Origin of the sequence: Novosphingobium barchaimii LL02, assembly GCF_001046635.1 — a bacterium.
GTDB lineage: Bacteria > Pseudomonadota > Alphaproteobacteria > Sphingomonadales > Sphingomonadaceae > Novosphingobium > Novosphingobium barchaimii.
In genome coordinates this window covers 505,407-529,188 of sequence record NZ_KQ130453.1, presented here as the reverse complement: position 1 = coordinate 529,188, position 23,782 = coordinate 505,407, and the positions used below count along the sequence as shown (strand labels likewise).

Here is a 23,782-nt window from a genome sequence, read left to right as displayed (position 1 = left end):
GGATCGTTTTTCATGTTCCATTCCCCGGTGGCTGCCACGGGCGCCTCGCGCTCGTCCACTCTCTGCGCCCTGATCGGCACCGGCATCGGCGGATCGCGCAGCCGCGCCATGCACGAAGGCGAAGCGGCGGCCATGGGACTGCCGCTCGTCTACCGCATTCTGGACAGCGAAGTGATCGGCTTCGGAAACGACCTCGGCGAGTTTCTGGACATGCTGGCAAGGATCGGGTTCGACGGGTTCAACGTCACCCATCCCTTCAAGAACGCGGTCCTGCCCTTGATGGACGAACTCTCCGATGCTGCCCGCCGCCTCGGCGCGGTCAACACTGTGTTGCTACGCCAGGGTCGTATGATCGGCGACAACACCGACTGGTCGGGCTACCGCGCCCACTTTCTCGCCGGTCTGGGCAGCTTGCCGCGCTGCCGGGTAGCCATGATCGGCGCAGGCGGCGCGGCAGCAGCGGTAGGCTATGCCCACCTCGACCTTGGCGCCCGCCATCTGTCCATCTTCGACCCCGCTGCAGCCCGCGCGAAAGCTCTGGTGGAGCGCCTGTCCGGGCTGTTCCCCGAGGCGCAGGTGATTGCCGCATCGACCGTCGAAGATGCGATCTCCGGCACTGATGGCGTCGTTCAGGCATCGCCCGTCGGCATGCTCAGCCACCCCGGACTACCCTTCGATCCCGCACTACTCTCAAGCGAAATGTGGGTTTCGGACATCATCTACTTTCCTCTGGAAACCGAGATTCTGAAAGCCGCAAAAGCCTTGGGCTGCGCTACGCTTGACGGCGGCGGAATGGCCGTGATGCAGGCCGCCCATGCCTTCGCCCTCTTCACCGGGCGCAAACCGGACACCCTGCGTATGCTCGCCGATTTCGCCGCCGCCAGCGCAAGGCCGGCGCAGAGACCTTCCCCGTCACGAAGCGCGTTCCGCATCAGATAGCCGCCACCGCAGAACCCCTTCCAATGCGCGCACGAACGAAACTGCAACCACTTCGTGGACACGAAGCGATCAGGGTGATGGACTGGGGGCTCCCATCTATTCCATCACCTCCTGAACGTCGCGAAATCGGTTCTGCGCCGCCAGTCTAACCCCGGCGTTAGGCGCTCCGTACCCGGTATAAGTTCCGCACCTCTCGACGAATTCGAAGAAGAACAGCTTGTCGAATGCCCGGCTGTAGAGCTGGCGATAGGCGTTGCCATCGCCGTCCTCGTCGTAAAGCATACCGGCCTGTTCCATGCGCGTGGCCGCTTCCTCTTCGAACCCGAAGCGCGCGGCGAGATCGTCGTAGTAGTTTTCCGAAATCTCCAGCATCGCCGCGCCGCGTTGGCGGGTGACGGCTGCAGTCGTGAACAGGTCGTCGCTGGCGAATGCGACGTGCTGGAAGCCCCCGCCCATCCCTTGTGCAAGGAAGCGGGAGGACAGTGTCTCGCGTGCGTCGGAGGCGTTGAGCGTCAGGCGGAACGCGCCGCCAGGGGACTGGAGCGCTTGGCTGTGGACGAGGCCGGATGGGTCGATCACATCGTTCGCGTCGCGCCCTTCCAATCCGAATAGGGCGCGCCAGTAAAGTTGCCAGGACAGGAACTCGTCGTTGTGGACCACTGCCGCCAAGTGATCGATGTTGCAGACGCGGGCATCGTCGGTCAGGTCCGGTGCGGGCACGGCATCGAATTCGCGGGTCCAGAGTGCTTCCGCGCCGTCATCCTCGACGAGATAGACGAGGCTGCCGCCGACGCCGCGCAAGGCCGGCATGGCCATGCGGCCGGGGCGGCCTTCGGGGCTATAGGCACGAATGCCGAGGGCGGCGGCGCGGTCCATGACGGCCTGGGCATCCTTCACACGGACGCCGATGGCGCAGATCGAGGTGCCGTGGACGATGCGGTAAGAGCGTGCAAAACCCTTCGGTTCGGCATTGATGACAAGGTTGACGTTGCCCTGCCGCCAGCGGGTCACCTTCTTGGTGCGATGGCTGCCGACATGCGAGAAACCCAGCGTTCCGAAGGTATCGCCCAGCCTTGCCATATCGTCACCGGCGGCGGTGAACTCGACGAATTCGGCGCCCAGCGGGGCTTGCGGTGCAGGCATGTCCGTCGGCCGGTCCAGCAGGCGCTTGGCGGCGTCCCGCACGGATTCGAGCGAGCGGCGCCCGTCCTGCGCTACAAGGCGCGAGGAGATCGATCGGAAGCGGTCGTTGAAGATCTCCAGCGAAAGCGGCCCCTCGTAGCCGGTGCGCAGGATTTCCGCGACGTAGCCCGTCAAGTCCAGCCCGCCCTGTCCGGGAAGGTTGCGAAAATGACGGCTCCAATAAAGCAGGTCCATGTCGAGCAACGGTGCGTCGGCAAGCTGAACGTAGACGATCTTGTCGCCTGGAATATCGCGGATACTTTCGCTGGGAACGCGGCGCGCAAGCGAATGGAAGCTGTCGAGGATAATGCCGATCGCAGGGTTGTCGACTTCTTTCACGATCGACCAGACATCGCGGTGATCGTTAACGTGGCGGCCCCAGGCGAGCGCTTCGTAGCCGACGAGAATGCCGCGTGCGGCGGCCCGTTCTCCCAGTTCGCGAAAATCGTCGACGATGCGGGCACGCTCGCCCAGCGATACGGGGGAGCAATTGGAACAGACGAGGATACGGTCCGTGCCCAGTTCGCCCATCAGGTCGAACTTGCGCTCGGCCCGGTCCATGACGCGGGTGCGCAAGTCGCCGGGCATACCTTCGAAGTCGCGGAACGGCTGGTAGAGCGAGCAGTGTAGCCCGAGATCGGACATAACCCCGCGCACTTGCGCAGGCCGCAAAGCCGAGCCGATCAGATCATTCTCGAAGATCTCGACGCTGTCGAAGCCCGCGTCGGCGGCGGCCTTGAGCTTCTCCTCAAGCGTTCCGCGTAGCGAGACGGTAGCGATAGCGTTGGGCATGGAGACCTTCCTCGAAACGGTTACAGCTCCGATATCGGCCCGGCGAGAAGCCAGTTGAACCGGCTGTGACGCACTTTACCATGCCTTGGTGTTATAGGTGACGCGGCATTCCGCCGGCACGGCGTAATTCAGAGTTCCTCGGGCCAGTAGAGCCGCATCGGGTTCGTCACGAGGAGCTTGGTCTGCAATGCTGCGGTCGGCGCGATACGGGGGATCATGTCGACTAGATGGCCGTCGTCAGGAACATCGTCCTGCATGTTGGGGTGCGGCCAGTCTGTGCCCCATATCACGCGGTCCTGATAGTCCGATACCAGCGGCGCGACCGCATCGGCGAATGCGTTCCATGGAGCACCCACCCCGTCAAGTCGGTCGGGGCAGCTGGCTTTGAACCAGATGTCGTCGCGGGAATCGAGCAGACCGCGGAAGGCCTTCATGTCGCGGCAGTCTGGTCCCTGGGTTACGTCAGGGCGGCCCATATGGTCGATCACCAGCGGCACCGGGATCGCGTCCATGAAGGGGCGCAGTTCTTCGAGGATATCGGCTTCGAAGTAGATCACGACATGCCAGCCTTCTGGCAGACGGCTGGCGACTTCAAGGAACCTGTCCTTTGGCGCATCGTCGACAAGTCGTTTGAGGAAGTTGAAGCGGATGCCGCGAATGCCGCCTTCGTGCATGGCTGCAAGCTGGGTCTCGGAGATCGCCGGGTCGACCACGGCGACACCCCTCGCCTTGCCTTGCGATCTGGCGATCGCGTCAAGTGTAGCGGCATTATCGGTGCCGTGGCAGCTCGCCTGAACGATGACATTGCGCGCGAAGCCCAGATGGTCACGAAGGGCGAACAGCACGTCCGGACCGGCGTCTTCCGGCAGGTACTTCGCCCGGGCGCTGAACGGGAACTGCGCCATCGGCCCGAAGACATGGCAATGCGCGTCGATCGCGCCGGCGGGCGGCGTATAGAGGGGCTTCGACGGATTGCCGTGCCATGAAACGATACGGTCAGACATAGACGTTTCCATCCATCAGTTTGCGCGCGGTGCGTAACAAGGCGGCGGTGACAACGGCGCCGCTTTCGTCGGTTTCGAGCACGCAGCTCATCTCGCCGGTCGGGTGCTCGACAGAGAGGATCTTGCGCGGACCAGGCCGGACCTGCGCCACCTGGGCGGCGGGTGAGCCTTCGATCAGACATGCCGTTGCGACGGAAACCGCGCCGAGCACGCCAGTTGCGGCATGGGCGCGGTGCGGGATGAAGCTGCGCACGGTCACCGCGCCGCCGTAGCGAGGCGGTGCCACGAGCATCATCTTGGGTACCGATTTGTCGGTAACATCGCCCAGGTTCATTCGCTCGCCCACGGCAAGGCGGATCGCCTCCATCCGTGCCTTCAACTCGGCGTCGGCATCAAGGGTGTCCCGGTCCTCATAACCGGTGACGCCGATATCCTGCGCCTTCATCACCACACAGGGCATACCATTGTCGATCAGGGTAACCGGCACTCCGTTCACCACATCGACCGCGTTGCCTGAGGGCAGCAGCACCCCGCAAGAGGAACCGGCGGTATCGCGAAACTCCAGCGGGATCGGCGCGTGCTTGCCCGGAACACCGTCGATCGCGGCGTCGCCCTTGTAGGTCACCAGCCCGCCAGGCGATTGTACGGTGGCGACCGCGACCTGCCCGGTGTTCTCCATGAAGATGGCGACGCGGGTTTCATCGCCGGTGGCCTCGACCAGCCCGCGTTCGATGGCGAAAGGACCGATGCCGGCGAGAATGTTGCCACAGTTCTGCTGATCCGAGACAAGGGCCTTGTCGACGAAAACCTGCAAGAACAGATAATCAACGTCGATCCCATCGCGCGTGGACTTGCTGACCACGGCGACTTTGCTGGTCAGCGGATCGGCGCCGCCCATGCCGTCAATCTGGCGCGCGTCCGGAGAGCCCATCACGCCGAGCAAAAACGCGTCGCGCTCTGCAATGTCCGCAGGCAGATCGTCCCTGAGGAAATAGCCGCCCTTGGACGTCCCTCCCCGCATCCACATGCACGGTACCTCAGACATACTTGAGGCCCTCCTTTTCCAGACGTTCGCGCATCTTGTACATGTCGAGGCCCAGGATACCGGAGGCCAGCTTGTCGCGCTTTTCGCCTTCGTTGGCTTCGCGGGCCTGCGCTGCGGCGAGGACCTGCGCGGCTTTCTCACGGGGAACTACGCAGACGCCGTCGTCGTCGGCGACGATCACATCGCCCGCCTGCACCGGCGCATTGGCACACACGAGGGGTACATTGACGCTGCCCAGAGTGTTCTTGACGGTGCCTTGCGCGTAGATGGCCTTGGACCAGACGGGGAATTCCATCTCGGTCAGATCACGCACGTCGCGCACGCCGGCATCGATCACCAGACCCCGGCAACCACGCGCGATCGCGCTGGTGGCGAGCAGGTCGCCAAAGTAGCCATCCTCGCAAGGGGAAGTCGGGGCGAGCACCATGATGTCGCCTTCCCTCAACTGTTCGATGGCGACGTGGATCATCCAGTTGTCGCCCGGCGCCGCGCTGATGGTCACGGTTGAGCCGGCGATGCGCGCACCGCGATAGATTGGGCGAATGTAGCTGGCGAGCAGGCCGGTGCGGCCCTGCGCTTCGTGGACGGTTGCGACGCCGCACCGGGCGAGGCCGTCAATCACTGCCGGGTCCGCACGCTCGATGTTCTGGACGACGATACCACCCATGCCATGCACTCCTTCTGTTTATCCCGAGATGGTGGATGCGGTGCGGCGCGGGAAAGAGAACTTTGGCAAGTGCGATAGGATTTGGCTAAGAATGAGAACATGGAGATATGGAGCCTGAACCTGCGGCACCTGCGTGCAGTGGGACAAATCGCGCAATTGGGCACGGTGAATGCCGCTGCGCTGGCCGTGAACCTCAGCCAGCCTGCGATAACACAGGCGTTGGGTAGACTTGAAGTACAGCTGGGCCTGCCGCTGTTCGAACGCCGTCACGACGGCATGATGACAACCAGCGCCGGAGAAATCCTCAGCCCCCGGATCGAGGCCGCGCTGGCGCATATCCGCAGCCCGCATGTCACAATGTCGCGCATGCGCGCCATGCTCGCGCTGGCAGAAACTGGCAGCTATGCGGGCGCCAGCATCGCTACCGGACTGTCGCTACCCTCGATCCACCGCGCGGTGAACGACCTGGCACTGGCGCTGCGCCGTCCGCTGGCGGTGCGCCGTGGCAAGTCAGTCATTACGACCGAGGCCGGCACCCAACTCGCCCGTGAGTTCCGGCTGGCACAAGTCGAACTGGAAGCCGGCCTCTCCGAAATCGAGGCCTTGCGCGGTCACGAAACGCGGCGCATTTCCATCGGCGCCATGCCGCTATCCCGCGCGCGGATACTGCCTGCCGCCGTCGCCCGCTTCCTTACCCGGCGACCGCAAGTGCGCCTCACCATCGTTGAGGGATCGCGCGCCGAACTGGTCGAGCCTCTACGCAGCGGTGTCCTCGACGTGATGGTCGGCGCACTGCGCGATCCGCTGGTGGAGACCGACCTGCTGCAGAATCCCCTTTTCGAGGACGTGCCAGCCGTCTTCGCCCGGCGCGGCCATCCGCTGGCGCGCACCTTGCCCGGAACGCCGATCACTCCGGCCGAAATGGCGCGCTATCCCTTCACCCTGCCCCCGCGCGGTACGCCACTGCGCGACAGTTTCGACCGCTACTTCACTGCGCACCACCTGCCGCTGCCGCAAGTCCCGGTCGAATGTGGCTCGGTGATGATGATCCGGCAGGTGATGATGGGCGGAAATTCACTGGCGCTACTATCGCCCGATCAGGTCCAGGTGGAGATCGAGGCCGGATGGCTCAGCGAACTGGCGCGCCTGCCTGCGCAGTTCGCCCGGACAATCGGCATGACCACCCGCGCCTCCCTGCGCCCGACGGAAGTTCAGGCAGAGTTTTTCGCCGATCTGGAAGCTGCTGCGCACGACGACGGCGGCCGGCCCTGAAATAAACAATTAGACATAGCTTATCGCTAATAGGCAGTTCCGATTTGCCCAGAATGCACCATCGGGGCAGGCAGACCGCATGACAGGTTCCATCGCCCTGATCGGTTTCGGCGAGGCCGGATCGACATTCGCCCGCGCCGCAGGCTGGGGTTCGCGCGCCGCCGCCTTCGATGTGGCGCCCGTCCGGCGCGCCGCAATCGAAGCACACGGCGTCACGCTCTGCACCAATATCGCCGAGACGCTTGGCGGAGCCGCCATTGTACTCTCGCTAGTAACCGCGGACCAAGCCTTGGCGGTCGCCCGCGAATGCGCCGGGCTTATCGCCCCGGACGCACTATTCTGCGACATGAACTCGGTCGCGCCCGGCACCAAGCGAACGGCGGCCGAAGCCTTTGCCAAGACCCGGCGGCGCTATGTCGATGTGGCGGTAATGGCTCCGGTCAACCCCGCGCACATGGCCGTGCCGCTCAACATTTCCGGCCCAGACGCCGCCAGAGCCAGCGAAGGCCTGTGCGGCCTAGGCTTCACGAAAACCACCGTGGTGGGGGATGCGATCGGCCGCGCCTCGGCGATCAAGCTGGTGCGATCGGTCATGGTCAAGGGCATCGAAGCCCTGACGGCCGAGATGATGATGGCGGCCCATGCAGAGCGCGTGGCGGACGATGTTCTGGCCTCGCTCGATGCCAGCAAGAAGGCGCTTAACTGGGCCCAGCTCGCCGATTACAACCTTGATCGCATGATGGTCCACGGCCGCCGCCGCGCCGCTGAAATGGCCGAAGCTGCCCAGATGCTGCGCGACCTCGGAATTGCGCCGATGATGACCGAAAACACCGTGAACTGGCAACAAATGCTGGGAGATCGCGAGATCAATCCGCCGCCTGCAGGCTACGACGCCAAACTGGCCGCGGTCCATGAAACATCGACCGGAGAGAACTGAGCCATGAGCCTCGTCATCGACTGCCACGGCCACTACACCGTCCTGCCCAAGGCCCACGACGCCTGGCGAGAGGCGCAGGTCGCCGCCTTCAATGCAGGCGAGCCAATCCCCGCCTACCCCGAGATTTCCGACGCCGAAATCCGCGAGACGATCGAGCAGAACCAGCTGAAGCTTATCAAGGAGCGCGGCGCCGACCTTACGATCTTTTCGCCCCGTGCCAGCGCAATGGCGCACCACGTCGGCGACCAGGCGATCTCCCAGGAATGGGCGTTCCACTGCAACAATCTTGTCGCCCGAGTGGTGGAGATGTTCCCCGAGACCTTTGTAGGTGTATGCATGTTGCCGCAATCACCCAAGGCGGACCTGACCGGAAGTATCCGGGAACTGCGCCGCTGCATAGAGGAACTGGGCTTCATCGGTTGCAACCTCAACCCCGATCCGGGCGGCGGCCACTTCGAGCATCCGGCCTTGACCGACGAATACTGGTTCCCGCTCTACGAAGTCATGTGCGAACTGGACGTGCCGGCGATGATCCACGTGTCGGGTTCGTGCAACCCGGCGATGCACGCCACCGGCGGCTTCTACATCGCGGCGGATACAATCGCCTTCATGCAGCTGATGCAAGGTGATCTGTTCGCGAAGTTCCCGGCCTTGCGCTTCATCATCCCGCACGGCGGCGGCGCGGTGCCCTATCACTGGGGTCGCTACCGGGGCCTTGCGGACATGCTCAACAAGCCGAGCCTCGACGAATACATCATGAAGAACGTGTTCTTCGACACCTGCGTGTACCACCAGCCCGGGGTGAACCTGCTGGCCGACGTGATCGACAACAAGAACATCCTGTTCGGCTCAGAGATGGTCGGCGCGGTGCGCGGGATCGACCCGCAGACCGGCCACTACTTCGACGACACCAAGCGCTATATCGACGCGCTGGACATCACTGAAGAGAAACGCCGCGCCATCTTCGAGGGCAATAGCCGCACGGTCTTCCCGCGCCTCGACGCGCAGCTCAAGGCCAGAGGCCTGTGAGCGGCTCGCGCGACATACACGAATACCTTGGCGAGTTCGAGGATATCCCAGGCACGCGGGTCTATACCGCCGCTCGGGCACGGCGAGGCTATCACCTCAACCAGTTCGCGATGAGCCTCATGAAGGCCGAAAACCGGGCCCGGTGGCTGGCCGACGAAGCCGCCTATCTCAACGAATGGCCGATGACGCAGGACCAGAAGGGAGCCGTGCTTGCGCGCGATTACAACCTGCTGCTGGATCTTGGCGGCAACATCTATTTTCTGGCCAAAGTCTTCTCGACCGACGGCCTCAGCTTTCTGCAGGCGGTCAGCACCATGACCGGGATGAGCGTGGAAGAATACTCGGCGATGATGAATGCCGGCGGCCGCTCGCCCGAAGGGGTGCGGTCCATCAAGGAGCAGCGCTGACATGGCCCGGATAACCGCAGGCATCGCATCCAGCCATGTGCCGCTGCTCGGTGTTGCCGCCGACATGGGCAAGGACCGCAACGCCTATTTCACACCAATCTTCGAAGGCTACGACTGGACGCGAGAATGGATCGCGAAGCCCGAAGTCAAACCCGACGTCATAATCCTGGTCTACAACGACCATGCATCCGCCTTTGACATGAAGATCATCCCGACTTTCGCGATCGGCTGCGGCGAACGCTATAAGCCCGCCGACGAAGGCTGGGGGCCGCGCGAGGTAGCGGACGTGGAAGGCCACCCCGACCTCGCCTGGCATATCGCGCAAAGCCTTATCCTCGACGAATTCGACATGACCATCATCAACGAGATGGACGTCGACCACGGCCTCACCGTACCGCTGACGATGATGTACGATGCCCCGGATGCCTGGCCGGTCAAGGTAATCCCGCTGGCGGTCAACGTGGTCACGTATCCGCCGCCCTCCGGCAACCGCTGCTGGGCGCTGGGCGAGGCGATCGCGCGCGCCGTTCAGTCCTACGGCGAAGATCTCAACGTGCAGGTCTGGGGCACCGGCGGCATGAGCCACCAGCTCCAGGGCCCGCGCGCCGGCCTCATCAATGCCGAGTGGGACAACATGTTCCTCGACGGCATGGTGGGTACCACGCAGAAGTTGCGAACCATCCCGCACATCGAATATTTGCGCGAAACCGGCTCGGAAGGGATCGAGATGGTCATGTGGCTCATCATGCGCGGCGCGCTGGGGCACGAGACCAGGGCACTCCACCGGCATTACCACGTCCCCTGCTCCAACACTGCGATCGGGCACATCGTGCTTGAGCCGGTCGACGGCACGGTCCCGCCCAGTTCCACGCTGGAAGGCACCAATGCCGCCGCACAGGCCGCGATCTGATTTCCAACGCTTCACGAAATTCCAAGGAGAAACACATGCGTATTGCCCTGGTGGGCGCCGGTGCCTTCGGTGAAAAGCACCTCGACGGCCTCAAGAACATCGATGGTGTCGAGATCGCCTCCATCATCAGCCGGTCGGCCGAGCAGGCCGCCGAAGTTGCCGTCCGATACGGCGCGCCGCACTCCGGCACCGACCTTGCCGAAGCCCTCGCCCTTCGCGATGTGGACGCCGTGATCCTATGCACTCCCACACAGATGCACGCCGAGCAGGCCATCGCCTGCATGAACGCGGGCAAGCACGTGCAGGTCGAAATCCCGCTGTCGGACAGCTGGGCCGATGCCGAAGCGGTGGTCGCCAAGGCGAAGGAAACCGGCCTAGTGTGCATGGTCGGCCATACCCGCCGCTTCAATCCTTCGCACCAATATGTGCATGACAGGATCGCTGCGGGCGAATTCGCGTTACAGCAGATGGACGTGCAGACCTATTTCTTCCGCCGCAAGAACATCAATGCCAAGGGCGAGGCTCGTTCGTGGACCGACCACTTGCTCTGGCACCACGCCGCGCATACGATCGACCTGTTCGCCTACCAAAGCGGCAAGATCGTCACGGCCAACGTGATGCAGGGGCCAAGGCACCCGGAACTGGGCATCGCCATGGACATGTCGGTCCAGCTCAAGGCGGAGACGGGCGCGATCTGCACCCTTTCGCTTTCCTTCAACAACAACGGGCCGCTGGGCACCTTCTTCCGCTACATCGGCGATAGCGCTACGTACATCGCGCGCTACGACGACCTGGTGAACGGCAACGAAGAGCCGATCGACCTTACCGGCGTCACCGCCTCGAACAACGGCATCGAACTGCAGGACCGCGAGTTCGTCGCCGGCATCCGCGAGGGCCGTGAGCCGAACTCGTCGGCGGCCAAGGTGCTTGACTGCTACCGCGTCATCGGCGAACTCGCAGCCAGTCTCGAACAACAGGACGGCTGGAGCTGATGACACAACGCATTCTCGCGGGCCGGCAGGTCCATTCAGTGGGCCTTGGGTGCATGAACGTCGCGTGGGCCTACGGCTCTGCCCCTTCCCGCGAGGATGCGGTCGCGCTGTTCCGCCACGCGCTGGACGCCGGCTGCGATCACTTCGACACCGCGAACATCTACGGCGCCGGGGTGAGCGAGGAAATCCTTGGCGAAGCGATCATCGAACGGCGTGGGGAATTCCTGCTGGCCACCAAAACCGGCATCATCGTCGAAGGCCCGAACCGCGGCATCGACTGCCGTCCGGAATCGATCACGGCCTCGCTCGACGGCAGCCTCAAGCGGCTCGGCACGGATCATGTAGACCTGTTCTACATGCATCGTTTCGACCCCAAGGTGCCGATCGCCGATTCCGTCGGCGCCATGGCCCGCGCGATCGAGGCGGGCAAGATCAGCTCCTACGGCGTTTCGGAATGGTCGAGCGCCCATATCCGCGAAGCGCACGCCGTTCACCCGATGGCGGCGGTACAGACCGAATACTCGCTGTGGACCCGCAATGTCGAATTGGGCGTGCTGGAAACCACGCGGGAACTCGGCATCGCGCTTGTAGCCTTCTCTCCTCTCGCACGCGGGGCGCTGGGCGGCGAGCTACATGACGCCGCATCTCTCACCGAAAAGGACATCCGCCGCAGCATGCCCCGCTTCCAGCCGGAAAACTGGAACTGCAACATCGAACTGATCACCCGGTTCAACGCGCTCGCCGTCGAGGCGCAGACCACGCCCGCACAGCTGGCGCTGGCATGGGCCCTGTCGCGCGCAGAGCATATCCACGCGATCCCCGGCACCCGCACCATCCCCCACTTTGACCAGAACCATACCGCTGCCGGGCTGACCATCGCCGCTTCGGTGCTGGAAGAGGCCGGCGCGCTAATCAGCGAGCAGACCATCAGCGGCCGCCGCTACCCCGACGCCATACAGGCCAGCATCGACACCGAAGACTACTGAAACGAAGCGCGTGTTCCGGCTGCCCTTGCTAGCCGGAACACGCGCCATTCATGGTACAAACTTCGTCACGGGACGATTACGAAGTCCGGGTTGGACATCGCGAACACGGCATCGCGGTCGGGTGCGGGCGGGTAGATCCAAACGCCGTTGATCTCCTGCTTCACCTTCTTGCCCTCCTCACGCGTCAGGCGGACCTGCCGGTCCCAGCCCTCGGTGTAGAGCGCGCCCCAGGCGCCCAGGTCCAGACAGGTGACGTACTTGGGCTGACTGTAGGGATGAAGGTTCAGCCCGACGAGTTCGGCAGCCGCATTGTGCCCTGCCACGCGCCCGAGGCTGAGCGCGTGCTGGCAGGACATCACCGTAAAGTTGCCGACAGCGTCGGTTGCCGCCTTGACGGTATCGCCGGTGACGAAAATACCGTCCGCAGCCGGAGCGCGCAGGAAGGCATCGCCGACAACACGGCCCACCGCGTCATGCTCGCCGGGAACTTGCGCGGCGAGTGGATGGGCGCGCAGCCCCGCGCTCCACACCACCGTCGCGGCATCGATGCGCGAGCCGTCAGAAAGGGTGACGCCGTCCGCATCCACCGCCGTGAGGCGCACGCCGGGTCGCTGCTCGATATCCATTTCCACCAGCGCGGCCCGGACCGCCTCACCCGCCTCATCGCCCATGTCGGCGCCGATCTGCGGGGCGGGATCGACGATGACTACGCGAACCTGCGCGTCGCTGCCCAGTGCCGCGCGCAGGCGTTCGGGCATTTCAGCAGCGCCTTCGAGGCCGGTGAACCCGCCGCCGACAACAACCGCCGTATTGCGCGCTGCCGTTTCCGCCCGTGCTCCCAGCGACGTGATGTGAGCATCCAGACGCTGCGCGGAAACAAGCTGATCGACGTCGAAGGCATGGTCAGCAAGGCCGGGGATCGGCGGGGTCGCCAAGCGGCTGCCGGTGGCAAGGACGAAACGGTCCCACTTGATCGACTGCACGGCGCCATCGCCGTGCACGATCGTAGCCTCGCGCCCTTCCACGCCGATGTCCTGGATCAGGCCGCCGATATGGCGCACGCCCACGGCGGCCAGCAGTTCGGAAACATCCGGGTCCATATTCTCCAGCACGGCTTCATACAGGCGCGGGCGGATCACCAGGCGGGGTTCGGGCGATACGATCACCACCTCCACGTCGCCCTCACGCCCTGCCAACGAAATGGCACGGGCGGCAGAAAGAGCGGCCCAGACACCGGCAAAACCGGAACCGGCGACAAGAATGGTCTGCTTGCTCATTTGTGTTCTCCTTCAGGTTCACCGGACGCAAAGTCTCGATCCGCAAGGCACGATGCCTTATGGGGCAGGCACGAAGCAGGGCTTTCCCGGCAGCGTCCGGCGAGGACGACGGGAAAGAAAGTCAGATTTTCAGGGTATATCGAAGCGGATCAGGAAGGCCCGTCACGCGCCGGGCGACCGGTCCGGGCCGTTCGCGTGGTCTGGCGCTCACCGGCCCATTCTTTGAAATCGGCAAAGAAGCTGCCGGGCGCTTTGCGGTTAAATCGGCTGGCAACTTCGCCCAGCGTCTGGGCGGCAAGCACATCGCGCATTGCCTTTTCAGCCTGTTTCATCACCGCGTGGATCGCACAGATTCCCGAACTCGCCCAGCCGGGCACTTCGCCAGCGAACAACGCGCAGCGTTCGCGCACTTCCTGGCAGTCGAACAGCGGCTTCTCGCCTTCGATGGCATCGACGATCTGGAGGAACGTGATCTCATCCGCCGGACGCCCCAGCCGGTAGCCGCCACGCACGCCCTCGCTGGCGGCGACGATCCCGGCCTTTTCCAGCTTGGGGAAAATCTTTGCGAGGAAGCTGGGCGAGATGCCCTGAATCTCGGCGATCTCACGGCTGCTCAGCGCCTTGCCGTCATTTCCGACAAGCCAGAGCAATCCGTGGATGCCGTATTCGACGCTGGTGGTTATATGAGCCATGAACGCGGAGTTACTCCATCCGCGTTATAGCGTCAACAATTAAACGCAGACTAGATTGGTCCTCGTTAATTTTCCATCAGCCGTGGTAGCGCGTTTCTGAAAGGTCCAGTTCCCGCGTCAGCTTCTTGGCTGTCTCGCTGCCGATACGGCGGGTCCGCACGAGTTTAAGCACTGCGGCCCGCTCCGCCCTGACGCCGACGAGACGGAATTCCCGCAAGAGCCGGTCGCCGGCGCGGCTTTCGTCGGACTGCTTGCCGCTCAATCCCTCGACCCGCTCGCGGTAGAGGTTCATCACCTGCCCGCCTGCTTCGGCGTAGATATCGGCGTCCACCTTGTCTGTCGCCAAAGCGTGCTGGTGACGTTCGATGGCCTGAATGGCGGCTTCGGCAGTGGCGATGCGGGCATTGTCCTCCTCAGCCTGCTTGGCCGGTTCGGCGGGCATCGTCAGGCCTTTCAACAGCATCGGCAAGGCGACACTGGCCAGTACCAGCGAGACGACAATGACACCGGCCGCCAGGAAGATCGCCAGGTCGCGCGCGGGGAACGGGGTCCCGTCGTTCAGCACCAGTGGCAGCGTAAGTACACCGGCCAGCGTGATCGCGCCGCGCACACCCGCGAAGGACGTCGCCGCGACCAAGCGCCAGTCAGGGCTCTGGAAACCATCGCCCTTCTTCGCTTTGCGCAGGATGGTGAACTTGAGTGAAGCCCAGACCCATATAAAGCGCAGCGCCGCAAGCCCCGCCACGATCGCCAGAACATAGACGCCCAGCCACCAAGGCGCGGCATGGCCGGTCAGCGCGACTGTCTGCTTCGCGCCGGCAAGAATGCTCGGCAACTGCTCACCCAGTAGCACGAAGATGATGCCGTTGAGGGTGAACTGGACCATGTCCCACACCGAATTGCGGCGCATCCGCGTGACAGCAAGGGCCTGACGCGAGATTTCCGCGAAAGTCATCGTCACGCCAGCGCTCACCGCAGCAAGGATGCCGGAGGCGTGCATGTGTTCGGCGAGAAGGTAGGAGCCAAAGGGGATCAGCAGGCTGACGAGGATCTGCGAGCCGGTATCCTCACCCCAACGCTTGGTCACCCAGGCCTTGGCGCGCGTAGCGGCGATAGTGACGATGACGCCGGTCGCCAGTCCGCCAAGCGCGACCCAGGCGAAGCTCAGCGCCGCTTCCCCGGCCGAGAACGTGCCCGTCAACGCCGCCGCGACGGCAAAGCGCAGACAGACCAGGCCCGAAGCATCGTTGAGAAGCGATTCGCCTTCGAGGATGTGCATCATGCGCTTGGGGATCGGCACTCGCGCGGCGATGGCGGAAACTGCAATCGGGTCCGTCGGCGAAACGACCGCGGCAAGGGCGAAGGCCACGGCCAGCGGCATTGCCGGGATCATCCAGTGGATAAAAAAGCCCATGCCCACCACCGTCATCAACACCAACCCAAGGGCCAGTTCGACGACGGTGGAGGCATCCTTGAGCAGTTCGTCCTTGGGAATGCGCCAACCGTCCAGAAACAGCAGCGGCGGCAGGAAAAGGAACAGGAAAAGCTCTGGATCAAGCTCGACCCCGTGCGATGTAGACAGACCGATCGCCGCGCCAAGGACGATCTGGACCAGCGGAGTGGGAATGGAGAACGGCAGCATTCGGGCGAAGGCTCCGCTGACGACTACCGCCAGCAAGAGGAATAGCACGATAGAAACTGTCTCCAAAACTTCACTCCATGTTGCGGTGCACCCAGCTTAGGGGACTAGATGCAAAAGACGCAAGCCCCAGATGCCCTCCTGAACCGCATAAATGGCCATTTTCGGCCGATTGCAAAGCCGCCGTGAAGGCCCGAACGCCGCCGAGACGCGGCCCGGGATGGGGCAAGGCACCTATTTGGCAGAGCCCGCGTACCGGAGTGCAGTGTTTGCGTGTACCGCCGACGGGCCAGAACAGGTGGAACTACACCACCGAACAGACCCTGGAACAGGGATCGCCGCCAACGAAGCTGATGGTCGCCACCTCCAGATCGTGCCTCGCCTTGCGACCATCTGCGGCTGCAAGAAGTATCCTGCAACGCGCCCCGCTTGTTCCAGATTAGCGCGCCCTGCTCGGTCTGAACACTGGCGTCACCGGATCGAGTGCCCCTTTTTGGGCACCCGGTCTACCCGTCAGGCCGCCATGCGCACACGCGCCCTAGTATCTTCGTAAAGCGCGAAAAGTTCGGCGAAATGCTGGGTGATCGTGCGTGCCTCCTGCGGCTGCCGCCGCGGGCTGCGCAAGACGGTGGCGATGGCACGCGCCGCTGCCGCCGGGTCGCAGGCAGCGTAAGTCATGCCTGCGCCGTCGCCCGCGTGATCGGCCGCGCCGCCGCCATCGGGAACGATGACCGGCGTGCCGCTCGCGCGCGCTTCGGCAGCAGCCATGCAATAGGTTTCCGCCTCGCACCCATGGATCAATCCATCGGGACTGGCGAGAATGCGCGCGAACGTTTCGCGGTCGCGCTCGGGTTCGAACAGGCGAACGTGCGGATTGCCGGCGATGTGCTTGAGGATGGTGCGCCGCTCGCGCCCCTCACCGAACATGACGAGGCCGATAGGCGACTGCTGGCCGGCGGCGTTGACCGCGTCGATCACCATCGGCCAGCGCTTCTCGGGGGAAAGCCGCCCGCAGCCCAGCAGCAGGCTGGCACTTTCCGGCAGATCGCAGGCGGCCAGCAACCGCGCGCGCAACGCAGGATCGCGGTTAAGTGGGGAGAAGCGGCCCGGCTCCACCCCCATCGGCAACGTCACCGTGCGCGGCACACCGCCTTCGGCCAATCGGCGGGAAAGGTCGCTGTTGGCGCATACGACATGATCGAAGCGGCGAGAGTGGCGGCGCAGATGCTCCCAGTAGACCGAGAACTGCCAGTCGATCGTCCGGCGTGAGAAGACTTGGCCGAACCAGCGGTAGGCAAAGGCGGAAAGCGGGTCCGCATGCATCACCAGACTACGCGGCGCAGCGCCTGCCCAATCGGCGACAAGCCCCGCACTGCGCCAGGGCGAGGTCGCTTCCACGAAATCGGGCGCCAGTGCATCGAGGGCCCCGTGCAACTGCTCGGCCGAAGCGAAGTAGCCGTACTTGCGGTCCAGCGGGAAACGCGGGCTTTTCAGGGTGACGATACGGGCGTTAGGTCCGCGTTCGACCACGCCATCCTCGTCGCCGGGGGCGAGGATGACGATCTCGTGCCCCAGTTGTGGCCCGATGCGCAGCTTCTGTTCCACATAAGTGCGCACACCGCCGCCATGCGGGGTGTAAAAGGCGCAGACGTCGACGATCCTCATTGCCCGGTCACCTTGCTGCCAGCGGGGCAACGCCGAGGCCCCTGCGGTAGTTGAGCACGATCGAAAGCCGGGTCGGCGCGCCGCCCGCATTGGCGCTGGCACTGGCAGCCCGCGGCTTGCCAAGGAACAGCCGTGGGTTTCCGGCGAAACCGATGCCGTCGACCTTCCAGTTGAACTTGCGATCCTGGTCGCGGTCGTGGAGCAGGCTTACCGCATATGTGCCAGGGCGGGGCACTCGCACACAAAGGCGGACCGGGCCGCTCGCCGGAACCGGAATTTCCACGCGGCGGAAGGTCTTGCCGGCACCCACCAGCTTGTTGTCATCGGCGAGGAAATCGCGGTCGTTTGCCGGGTACACCTCAAGTTTGAGGTTGCCGGTGCGGTCCTTGAGGCCTTCGACCTCGACCGTGAAGGCGGCCCCGCTCTCGCCGGGACGGCAGCGGGCTTCGGCCTTGCCGAGATCAGGCGTGGAAGCCACGGCCGCAGCAGCGGCCAACGGCAATGCGACACCAAGGGATACGACGGAAATCATGGACGCCTCTCCAGGTTGACGAGATCGTGCAGGGCCACCAGCGCACCCAATACGAGGTGCGCGGCCAGGATCAGGCCCGCCATCAGCGCCATCAGCGTGCCGATATCCCGCTCCTCGCCCAGCACCACTACAGTGATGCCGGCAAACAGCAGGTCCTTGTTCGGGATGAGCGGCAGGCGCGAAACGAGCAGGCGCAGCGTCGCTAGGTAGAACCACCATGACAGTGCGACGCCGGGCAGGACAAGATGCCACAGGACCGCCGACAGCAGGGTCGACAGGACAATGCGGGCGAGGTGCATGCGCCCGATCATCCACAGTTCGGGCTTGGGCAGGCTGAACACCCTGCGGCGAAATGCCATCGCCGCGATCGAGATCACGAGGATCACGCCCAGCGATAGCATCAACACCCGCGCATCGATGCCCAGTGCATGGGTTCCCAGCAATGGCAAGACCAGCGCCATCAGCACCACGGTAACCGCGTTGCCGGTCATAGCGGAAATAATAGCGACGTCCTTGACCGCCCCGAAAGGCGCAGCAGCCAGGGTCACCCGGCGGCGAGCCCAGGTGTAGAAATAGGCCTCTCCGAGGTAGCCAAGCAAAAGCTCGTTATAAACCTTCTTACGTATCAGTGCGAGGAAGCCCGTCGCCGGAATGCCCCAGAGACGGCGGAAGATCAGCCATTCACTGGCAGGGGTGATGAGGTAGGATGCCGCAAAGACCAGCCAGAACGCCGGCGATGAAGGGATCATCGCCGGCAATCTGCGCAGTTCGATGCTGCTCGTCTCATGCACCACAGCGGCGATTACCGCGAGCGAGAGCAGAATCGAAAACACCGCGTTTCGCCCCCGGTTTGACGGGCGGTCCTGCGGCGTTAGCTGGATTGCGGGCAGATCGAGACTGCCTGCTGCAACGGTTTGGGACAAGGACATCTCCTGGATGATCCGAACTGCTATGAGCGCCGCAGCGACCGGCACGGCGCCAGCGCACTGCGGGCAAGGCCGCGCCTGCGATCGTGATCGCACCGCCGGGCAACATCCTGCATGAGTTCAATGTAACGATGCGCCGCGCCTTCGACTTCGTAGATCGAGGCCACTGAGCGGGCGCGCTGGGGATCGCCGCGCATCTGGCGAAGTTGTACCAGCCCTTGCGCAAAAGTCTCGATGCTGCCGGTGGGAACGATCAATCCGGTCCGTTCATGCTCGACAAGGCTGGTCATGCTGACGCAGCAGTCGGTCGCCAGTACAGGCAGCCCAGCCGCCAGCGCCTCGACGACGACGCCTGGAAGGCCCTCGTAATCCGAACTGAGGACCATCGCGTCGGACTTTTCCAGCAGCGCATCGATGCTGCCAACGTGGCCGGCGAAATGCACCTGCCTAGCGATGCCCAGCGCGTCCACCAGCGCTTCGAGCCGGGCGCGCTCTGGCCCTTCGCCGGCGATGGTCAGTTGATCGTCCGCCCGCGCCGCACCTGCGAAGGCCCGCAACAGCAGCGGATAGTTCTTCTGTGCCACCAGCCGCCCGGCGGCGAGGTAGCGCATACCCCAGGCAGAAGGCGGGCGCCGCTCGATCCGGCCCAGGTGGCGCAGCCGCTGCCGGGTGAGCACGGGATTGGCAATGACGCTGACCTGCTGCGCGTCCGCCAGCATACATTCGCGAATTTCCCGGCGCATCGGCTCGGATAAGGCGACCAGAGAATCGAACACTCTGCCTTGCATCCGCAGCCAGGTGCCATAGCCGCTGCGGATGGGCTGCGGCATGTCGGGCCGGTGCAGGGCGTTGCTGACCTTGAGCATCATCGGCGGCGCATGACCACCAAGCAGCAGTTTCATCGCAGCGGCGACAACAGCGTAAGTATTGCCAGGGCAGAACAGAAGATCGACCCGGCGCTCGACCAGGAAGCTGTAGAGGCTGTGGATCATCCACGGCGTTTCCCAGGACGCCGTCGCGAGCCGTGTGGGCACACTCCAGTAATCAAGCGCCGGCGCGCTGCACAGGCCCGAGCCACCCGAACGGCCAAGCACAACCGTCACCTGATGCCCCGCACTGCGCCACTGCGTGGCCAGCCCCAGCGCGACACGCTCCACGCCGCCCGGCTCCAGGCTGTGGATCGGAATCGCGATCCTTAGTGGTCCTTGTCCAAGCGCTTCGTGCATGTCCGTCAGACGCCGCCCCGCCGTCCTTATCCGCTCCGGCCCGCGCAGGACGGGAGGGAAATGAGTTCGTTACCAGCGGCCCTCTATGGAACGATGATTTCGGGTTTGTGACGGCGATACGGCCGGTCGCCTCACCGACACGCCAACGCCTTCGAACCGTAATGGGAAGTGTCAGACATGAATCTGCGCATAGCGGGAAGGTTCGTGGCTACGCGCGAAACGCGCCAGCGTGGTATCGATGCTGGCGATCAGCTCGGGTTTGGTGACATCGCCAGGATGCACCGCGATCCGCACCGTCGGCAGGACCGGCAGAACCTGCCGCGCCAGCCCGGCAAAGGCGATGGAAGAAACCGTGCGTGCCGCGCTGCGACTGGCCCAGGTAATCACCGGGCCGCGCGCCAGTACTTTGTCGCTGGCCGCGTCCCAGACCCGCCAGTGGTCCTCCGCCAAAGCCAGCCCGGATCGACGCAGCGCCGCGCGCGCTCCGGGACCATAGAGCCACGCCGGGGCAATGAATCCCGCCGCCGCGCGGCCCGTCGCGTCTTCGACAAGCGCCCTGCCCTTGTACATGCGGCGCAGAGCCTCGGCTTCCTCCAGCCCCAGGAACTCCCCCTCCGATGCCGTCATGTGGCGTGCCTTGATGCGGGCGAGGCCGCGATGCTCGGCGTAATCGCGGTGGAACCAGCCATGCACGAACATCTCCACTCCCGCATCCGACCAGGCCCGCAGCCGCGCCTTGAAAGCCGGAGCGCTGTCCAGCGGGTGACGCCCCCAGTGATCGGGAACCACCAGCATCGCGAAGCGCGGGCCGCCCAGCCGTCGTTCGAGCAGCGCGGCAAGCTGTTCCACCTCGCGCTCGAAACCGGGGCCGACATCATGGATCGAGGCAAGAAGGCGCTTGGTTTCGGTCATGGCTACCCCGCAGCTGATCGCGGCGTCCAATGCGCTCAGCCAGTTACAGTGTGAAGACGCCGCCTGTCATCGAAAGGTCGAAAGACGGTCAAGATAGCGACCCTGAACTGTCCTGAAACTGTCTGCACCACGTCAGAAAACACGCCCAGATGCTGCGTCGCACAAGAACTGGCACAGGGGGTTTTCAGCCATGCGCACCACATCGATCCGTAATTTCTGCATTCTGGGCGTCAGCTTCGCCGCGATCGCCGCCGCCACGCCCGCCTTCGCCGACGAGGCGGATGCTGCCGACGAAGCCGACGCCATCGTCGTCACCGGCCAGCGCACAACCTACAACAACGCCGCCCTCGACGAGAACCTGCTGGACGACAAGTCGCCGGTCGCCTCCGCGATCGACCTCATCGGCACCCTGCCCGGCGTGCAGGTCAACGAGGGCGACGCCTTCGGCTTCGACGACTGGTCGACCACCTATTCGATCCGCGGCTACCAGACCAACCTCGATACGCAGCAGGTCGGTCTGACCATCGACGGACTGCCCAACGGCGGCTCGGGCTACGGCGGCGGCTCCAAGGCCGGCCGCTTCGTCGACACCATGAACATCGGCACGGTGGAGGTTTTCCAGGGTACCGCCGACATCGCCTCGCGCTCGAACGAAGCGCTTGGCGGCACGATCAATTTCGTCACCTCGGACCCGAAAGACGAATTCAACGTGCGCCTATCCGGCTCGGTCGGCGACTTTGACGCAAGCCGCTATTACGGCCGCGTCGACACCGGTCTGATCGGCGGCGTCGCCAAGGCTTGGATTTCCTATTCGCACCAGCAAGCCACCGACTGGATGGAAGGCTCGGCGAACAACCGCCGCGACAACTTCGCGGGCAAGTTCATCGTCGACACGCCCGTCAAGCTGACCGGCTATGTCAGCTATGACGAGGCGTTCGAAAGCAACTACGACCAGATGTACTCGGAGGCGCAGTTCGCCGCCAATCCCAATTCCGACGGCCTCGTCGGCGTGTGGACCGGCGTGCCTGCGGCCGACCAGCAGTATCGCCAGGTCTGGAACACCAAGCGCAAGAACTTCTTCGCCTACCTCAAGGGCGAGACCACGATCGCCGATGCGGTCGATCTCAAGGCCTCGGTCTACTACCATGACATGGCCGGCCGCGGTGACTGGGCCCCGCCCTACATCGTCGACGTGATCCAGGATGGCACCGGCCCACAGAGCGAAATCTCGGGCGGTTCGGTCAAGGGTACACCCGCATGGTGGGCCGGCCTGCCCGCAGGCTCCGGCACGCCGGTCTATTATGCCACCAATGCCTCCGGCGCGGCGGTCGATCCCACCACGGCCGCCAGCTTCCTGTGGCAGCAGTCGTACCGCCACACCCATTACCGCAAGGACCGCCTCGGCGGCACCGCCGACGCGGCATGGAACGCGCAGTTCGGCATGGTCGAGAACACCTTGCGCGGCGGTCTTTGGTACGAAGACACCAACCGCCGCGAATGGCGCGACTGGCACCACGTCACCGACACCCGGGTCGGCCCTGCCTATGACGCAGCGCCGTACTGGACCCAGTACGACCGCAAGTATCCGCAGACCACCTTCAAGTGGTACGTGGAGGAGCAGGTCCAGGTCGGCCCGGTCACCGCCAATGTCGGCGCCAAGCAGTTCATCAACCACATCGACCGCGAGGACCTGTTCGGAGAAACCCCGAACCTGAAGACCAAGTCGAAGTCGAAGGTGCTGTGGTCCGGCGGCGTCAAGGTCGAACCGGTCGACGGCCTCGACGTATTCGGCGGCTATTCCGAGAATTTCAAGGCGCTGAGCGATACCCTGCTCGAATACAGCGCCAACGCCATCGAGAACATCGAGCCCGAAACCGCCGAGAACTGGGAAGCGGGCGTGCGTTACGCCAGCCCGATCTTCAACGCCTCGGCCACCTGGTTCAAGAGCAAGTTCTCCAACCAGGTGATCTTCGTGCCGTCCTCGACCTCGGCCGGCCCGGATTATCTGAGCGAAGGCGACGGCCGGTTCTTCAATGCCGGTGGCATCGATTCCGAAGGCTTCGAACTGCTCGCCAACGTGCGGCCGGTGGCAGGCGTCAGCCTCTACGGCGCCTACACCCACATCGACGCCACCTATCGCGGCACGGGCAGCACCGAACTTGATGCCGAACAGGGCGTAACGGCCGGCAACCGCGTTGCAGGCATTCCAAAGGACATGTGGGTGCTCTCGGGCACCTATACCTATGGACCGGTCAAGCTGGGCCTGACCGGCAAGTACACCGGCAACCGCTTCGTCAACGCGGACAACAGCTGGACGGCCAAGAATAATTTCCTCACCGACCTCTCGGTAGCGGTGAAGGGGCAGGCGCTGAGCGACCGTTTCAAGGCGCTGGAGTTCTCGCTCAACATCACCAACCTCACCGACGAGAGCTACCTTGGTGGTATCTCGGGCAACTACGCCTGGATCGGCACCCCGCGTACGATGATCTTCAGCGCAACTGCTGACTTCTGATCGGGGCCTGATCCTACGGTACACAAGGCGGGTCGGTGCAGCGATGCACCGGCCCGCAGCTTTTTCAGGTGCGCTGACGCGCCGGCCGACCCTATTCCCCTCCGACAAGACTTGACTGCCCGCACCCCGATGGGCAGAGAGAAAGAATATGCGATTGCATCGCAATAGCGATTACGACGTTGATGGGTACTGCGATTCTTTTTGCCGCTAATGTTGCCGATATTGTCCGTCTCCGGGGT

Annotated in this window: 21 protein-coding genes; 9 read left to right on the top strand and 12 right to left on the bottom strand. The window is 64.1% G+C overall.

From position 1 onward, the window contains the following. The first annotated feature begins 12 nt into the window (after positions 1-12). Positions 13-939, top strand: a complete 927-nt coding sequence (locus tag V474_RS09070) for a shikimate dehydrogenase (protein ID WP_059151182.1) — start codon at positions 13-15, stop codon at positions 937-939. Positions 940-1,035: 96 nt separating this feature from the next. Here V474_RS09070 and V474_RS09065 read toward each other — a convergent pair whose 3' ends face one another. The 4 genes from V474_RS09065 to ligK form a co-directional block, all read right to left on the bottom strand. Then, on the bottom strand, positions 1,036-2,913 hold the full coding sequence (locus V474_RS09065) for a bifunctional sugar phosphate isomerase/epimerase/4-hydroxyphenylpyruvate dioxygenase family protein (protein ID WP_059151181.1): 1,878 nt from the start codon (positions 2,911-2,913) through the stop codon (positions 1,036-1,038). Between the two features lie 128 nt (positions 2,914-3,041). Beyond that, entirely contained in the window at positions 3,042-3,917 is an 876-nt protein-coding gene (locus V474_RS09060; RefSeq protein ID WP_059151180.1) for an amidohydrolase family protein, read from the bottom strand. Continuing rightward, complete coding sequence (locus V474_RS09055) at positions 3,910-4,962, bottom strand: 4-oxalomesaconate tautomerase (protein ID WP_059151179.1); 1,053 nt, start codon at positions 4,960-4,962, stop codon at positions 3,910-3,912. The genes V474_RS09060 and V474_RS09055 overlap by 8 nt, the downstream gene beginning before the upstream one ends. Continuing rightward, entirely contained in the window at positions 4,955-5,629 is a 675-nt protein-coding gene (gene ligK, locus V474_RS09050; protein ID WP_059151178.1) for a 4-carboxy-4-hydroxy-2-oxoadipate aldolase/oxaloacetate decarboxylase, read from the bottom strand. Before ligK ends, V474_RS09055 begins: the two co-directional genes overlap by 8 nt. Positions 5,630-5,728: 99 nt before the next feature. Between ligK and V474_RS09045 the strand changes: the two genes are divergently transcribed. From V474_RS09045 to V474_RS09015, 7 genes are all read left to right on the top strand, one after another. Beyond that, positions 5,729-6,901: a LysR family transcriptional regulator gene (locus V474_RS09045; protein ID WP_059151177.1), complete on the top strand. Its 1,173-nt coding sequence runs from the start codon at positions 5,729-5,731 to the stop codon at positions 6,899-6,901. 79 nt (positions 6,902-6,980) lie between these two features. Then, entirely contained in the window at positions 6,981-7,838 is an 858-nt protein-coding gene (locus V474_RS09040; protein ID WP_059151176.1) for an NAD(P)-dependent oxidoreductase, read from the top strand. A gap of 3 nt (positions 7,839-7,841) precedes the next feature. Next, entirely contained in the window at positions 7,842-8,867 is a 1,026-nt protein-coding gene (locus V474_RS09035; protein WP_059151175.1) for an amidohydrolase family protein, read from the top strand. After that, positions 8,864-9,274, top strand: a complete 411-nt coding sequence (ligA, locus tag V474_RS09030) for a protocatechuate 4,5-dioxygenase subunit alpha (protein WP_059151174.1) — start codon at positions 8,864-8,866, stop codon at positions 9,272-9,274. Before V474_RS09035 ends, ligA begins: the two co-directional genes overlap by 4 nt. Position 9,275: 1 nt before the next feature. After that, on the top strand, positions 9,276-10,184 hold the full coding sequence (locus tag V474_RS09025; RefSeq protein WP_059151173.1) for a class III extradiol dioxygenase subunit beta: 909 nt from the start codon (positions 9,276-9,278) through the stop codon (positions 10,182-10,184). A gap of 35 nt (positions 10,185-10,219) precedes the next feature. Then, a complete protein-coding gene (locus V474_RS09020; RefSeq protein WP_059151172.1) occupies positions 10,220-11,176 on the top strand; it encodes a Gfo/Idh/MocA family oxidoreductase in 957 nt (318 codons plus the stop codon). Next, complete coding sequence (locus V474_RS09015; RefSeq protein ID WP_059151171.1) at positions 11,176-12,162, top strand: aldo/keto reductase; 987 nt, start codon at positions 11,176-11,178, stop codon at positions 12,160-12,162. Before V474_RS09020 ends, V474_RS09015 begins: the two co-directional genes overlap by 1 nt. Positions 12,163-12,227: 65 nt before the next feature. Here the strand turns inward: V474_RS09015 and V474_RS09010 are convergent, their stop codons facing one another. The 8 genes from V474_RS09010 to V474_RS08975 form a co-directional block, all read right to left on the bottom strand. Continuing rightward, positions 12,228-13,439 carry an NAD(P)/FAD-dependent oxidoreductase gene (locus V474_RS09010; protein WP_059151170.1) on the bottom strand — a complete coding sequence of 404 codons (1,212 nt, stop codon included), beginning with the start codon at positions 13,437-13,439 and terminating at the stop codon, positions 12,228-12,230. 149 nt (positions 13,440-13,588) lie between these two features. Next, positions 13,589-14,131, bottom strand: coding sequence for an RrF2 family transcriptional regulator (locus V474_RS09005; RefSeq protein WP_059151169.1), 543 nt, complete (start codon positions 14,129-14,131; stop codon positions 13,589-13,591). 76 nt (positions 14,132-14,207) lie between these two features. Beyond that, on the bottom strand, positions 14,208-15,839 hold the full coding sequence (locus V474_RS09000; RefSeq protein WP_059151168.1) for a Na+/H+ antiporter: 1,632 nt from the start codon (positions 15,837-15,839) through the stop codon (positions 14,208-14,210). 444 nt (positions 15,840-16,283) lie between these two features. Then, positions 16,284-17,435 carry a glycosyltransferase gene (locus V474_RS08995; protein ID WP_059151167.1) on the bottom strand — a complete coding sequence of 384 codons (1,152 nt, stop codon included), beginning with the start codon at positions 17,433-17,435 and terminating at the stop codon, positions 16,284-16,286. 7 nt (positions 17,436-17,442) lie between these two features. After that, complete coding sequence (locus V474_RS08990; RefSeq protein WP_059151166.1) at positions 17,443-17,967, bottom strand: DUF2141 domain-containing protein; 525 nt, start codon at positions 17,965-17,967, stop codon at positions 17,443-17,445. Further along, a complete protein-coding gene (locus V474_RS08985; protein ID WP_148649333.1) occupies positions 17,964-18,896 on the bottom strand; it encodes a hypothetical protein in 933 nt (310 codons plus the stop codon). Before V474_RS08985 ends, V474_RS08990 begins: the two co-directional genes overlap by 4 nt. Positions 18,897-18,916: 20 nt before the next feature. Beyond that, entirely contained in the window at positions 18,917-20,119 is a 1,203-nt protein-coding gene (locus V474_RS08980) for a glycosyltransferase (protein WP_059151164.1), read from the bottom strand. Positions 20,120-20,290: 171 nt separating this feature from the next. Then, entirely contained in the window at positions 20,291-21,031 is a 741-nt protein-coding gene (locus V474_RS08975) for a DUF2334 domain-containing protein (protein WP_059151482.1), read from the bottom strand. 190 nt (positions 21,032-21,221) lie between these two features. Between V474_RS08975 and V474_RS08970 the strand changes: the two genes are divergently transcribed. Continuing rightward, the gene (locus V474_RS08970; protein ID WP_059151163.1) at positions 21,222-23,543 is read left to right on the top strand and encodes a TonB-dependent receptor; all 2,322 of its coding nucleotides are present in this window, start codon (positions 21,222-21,224) and stop codon (positions 23,541-23,543) included. Positions 23,544-23,782 lie beyond the last annotated feature (239 nt).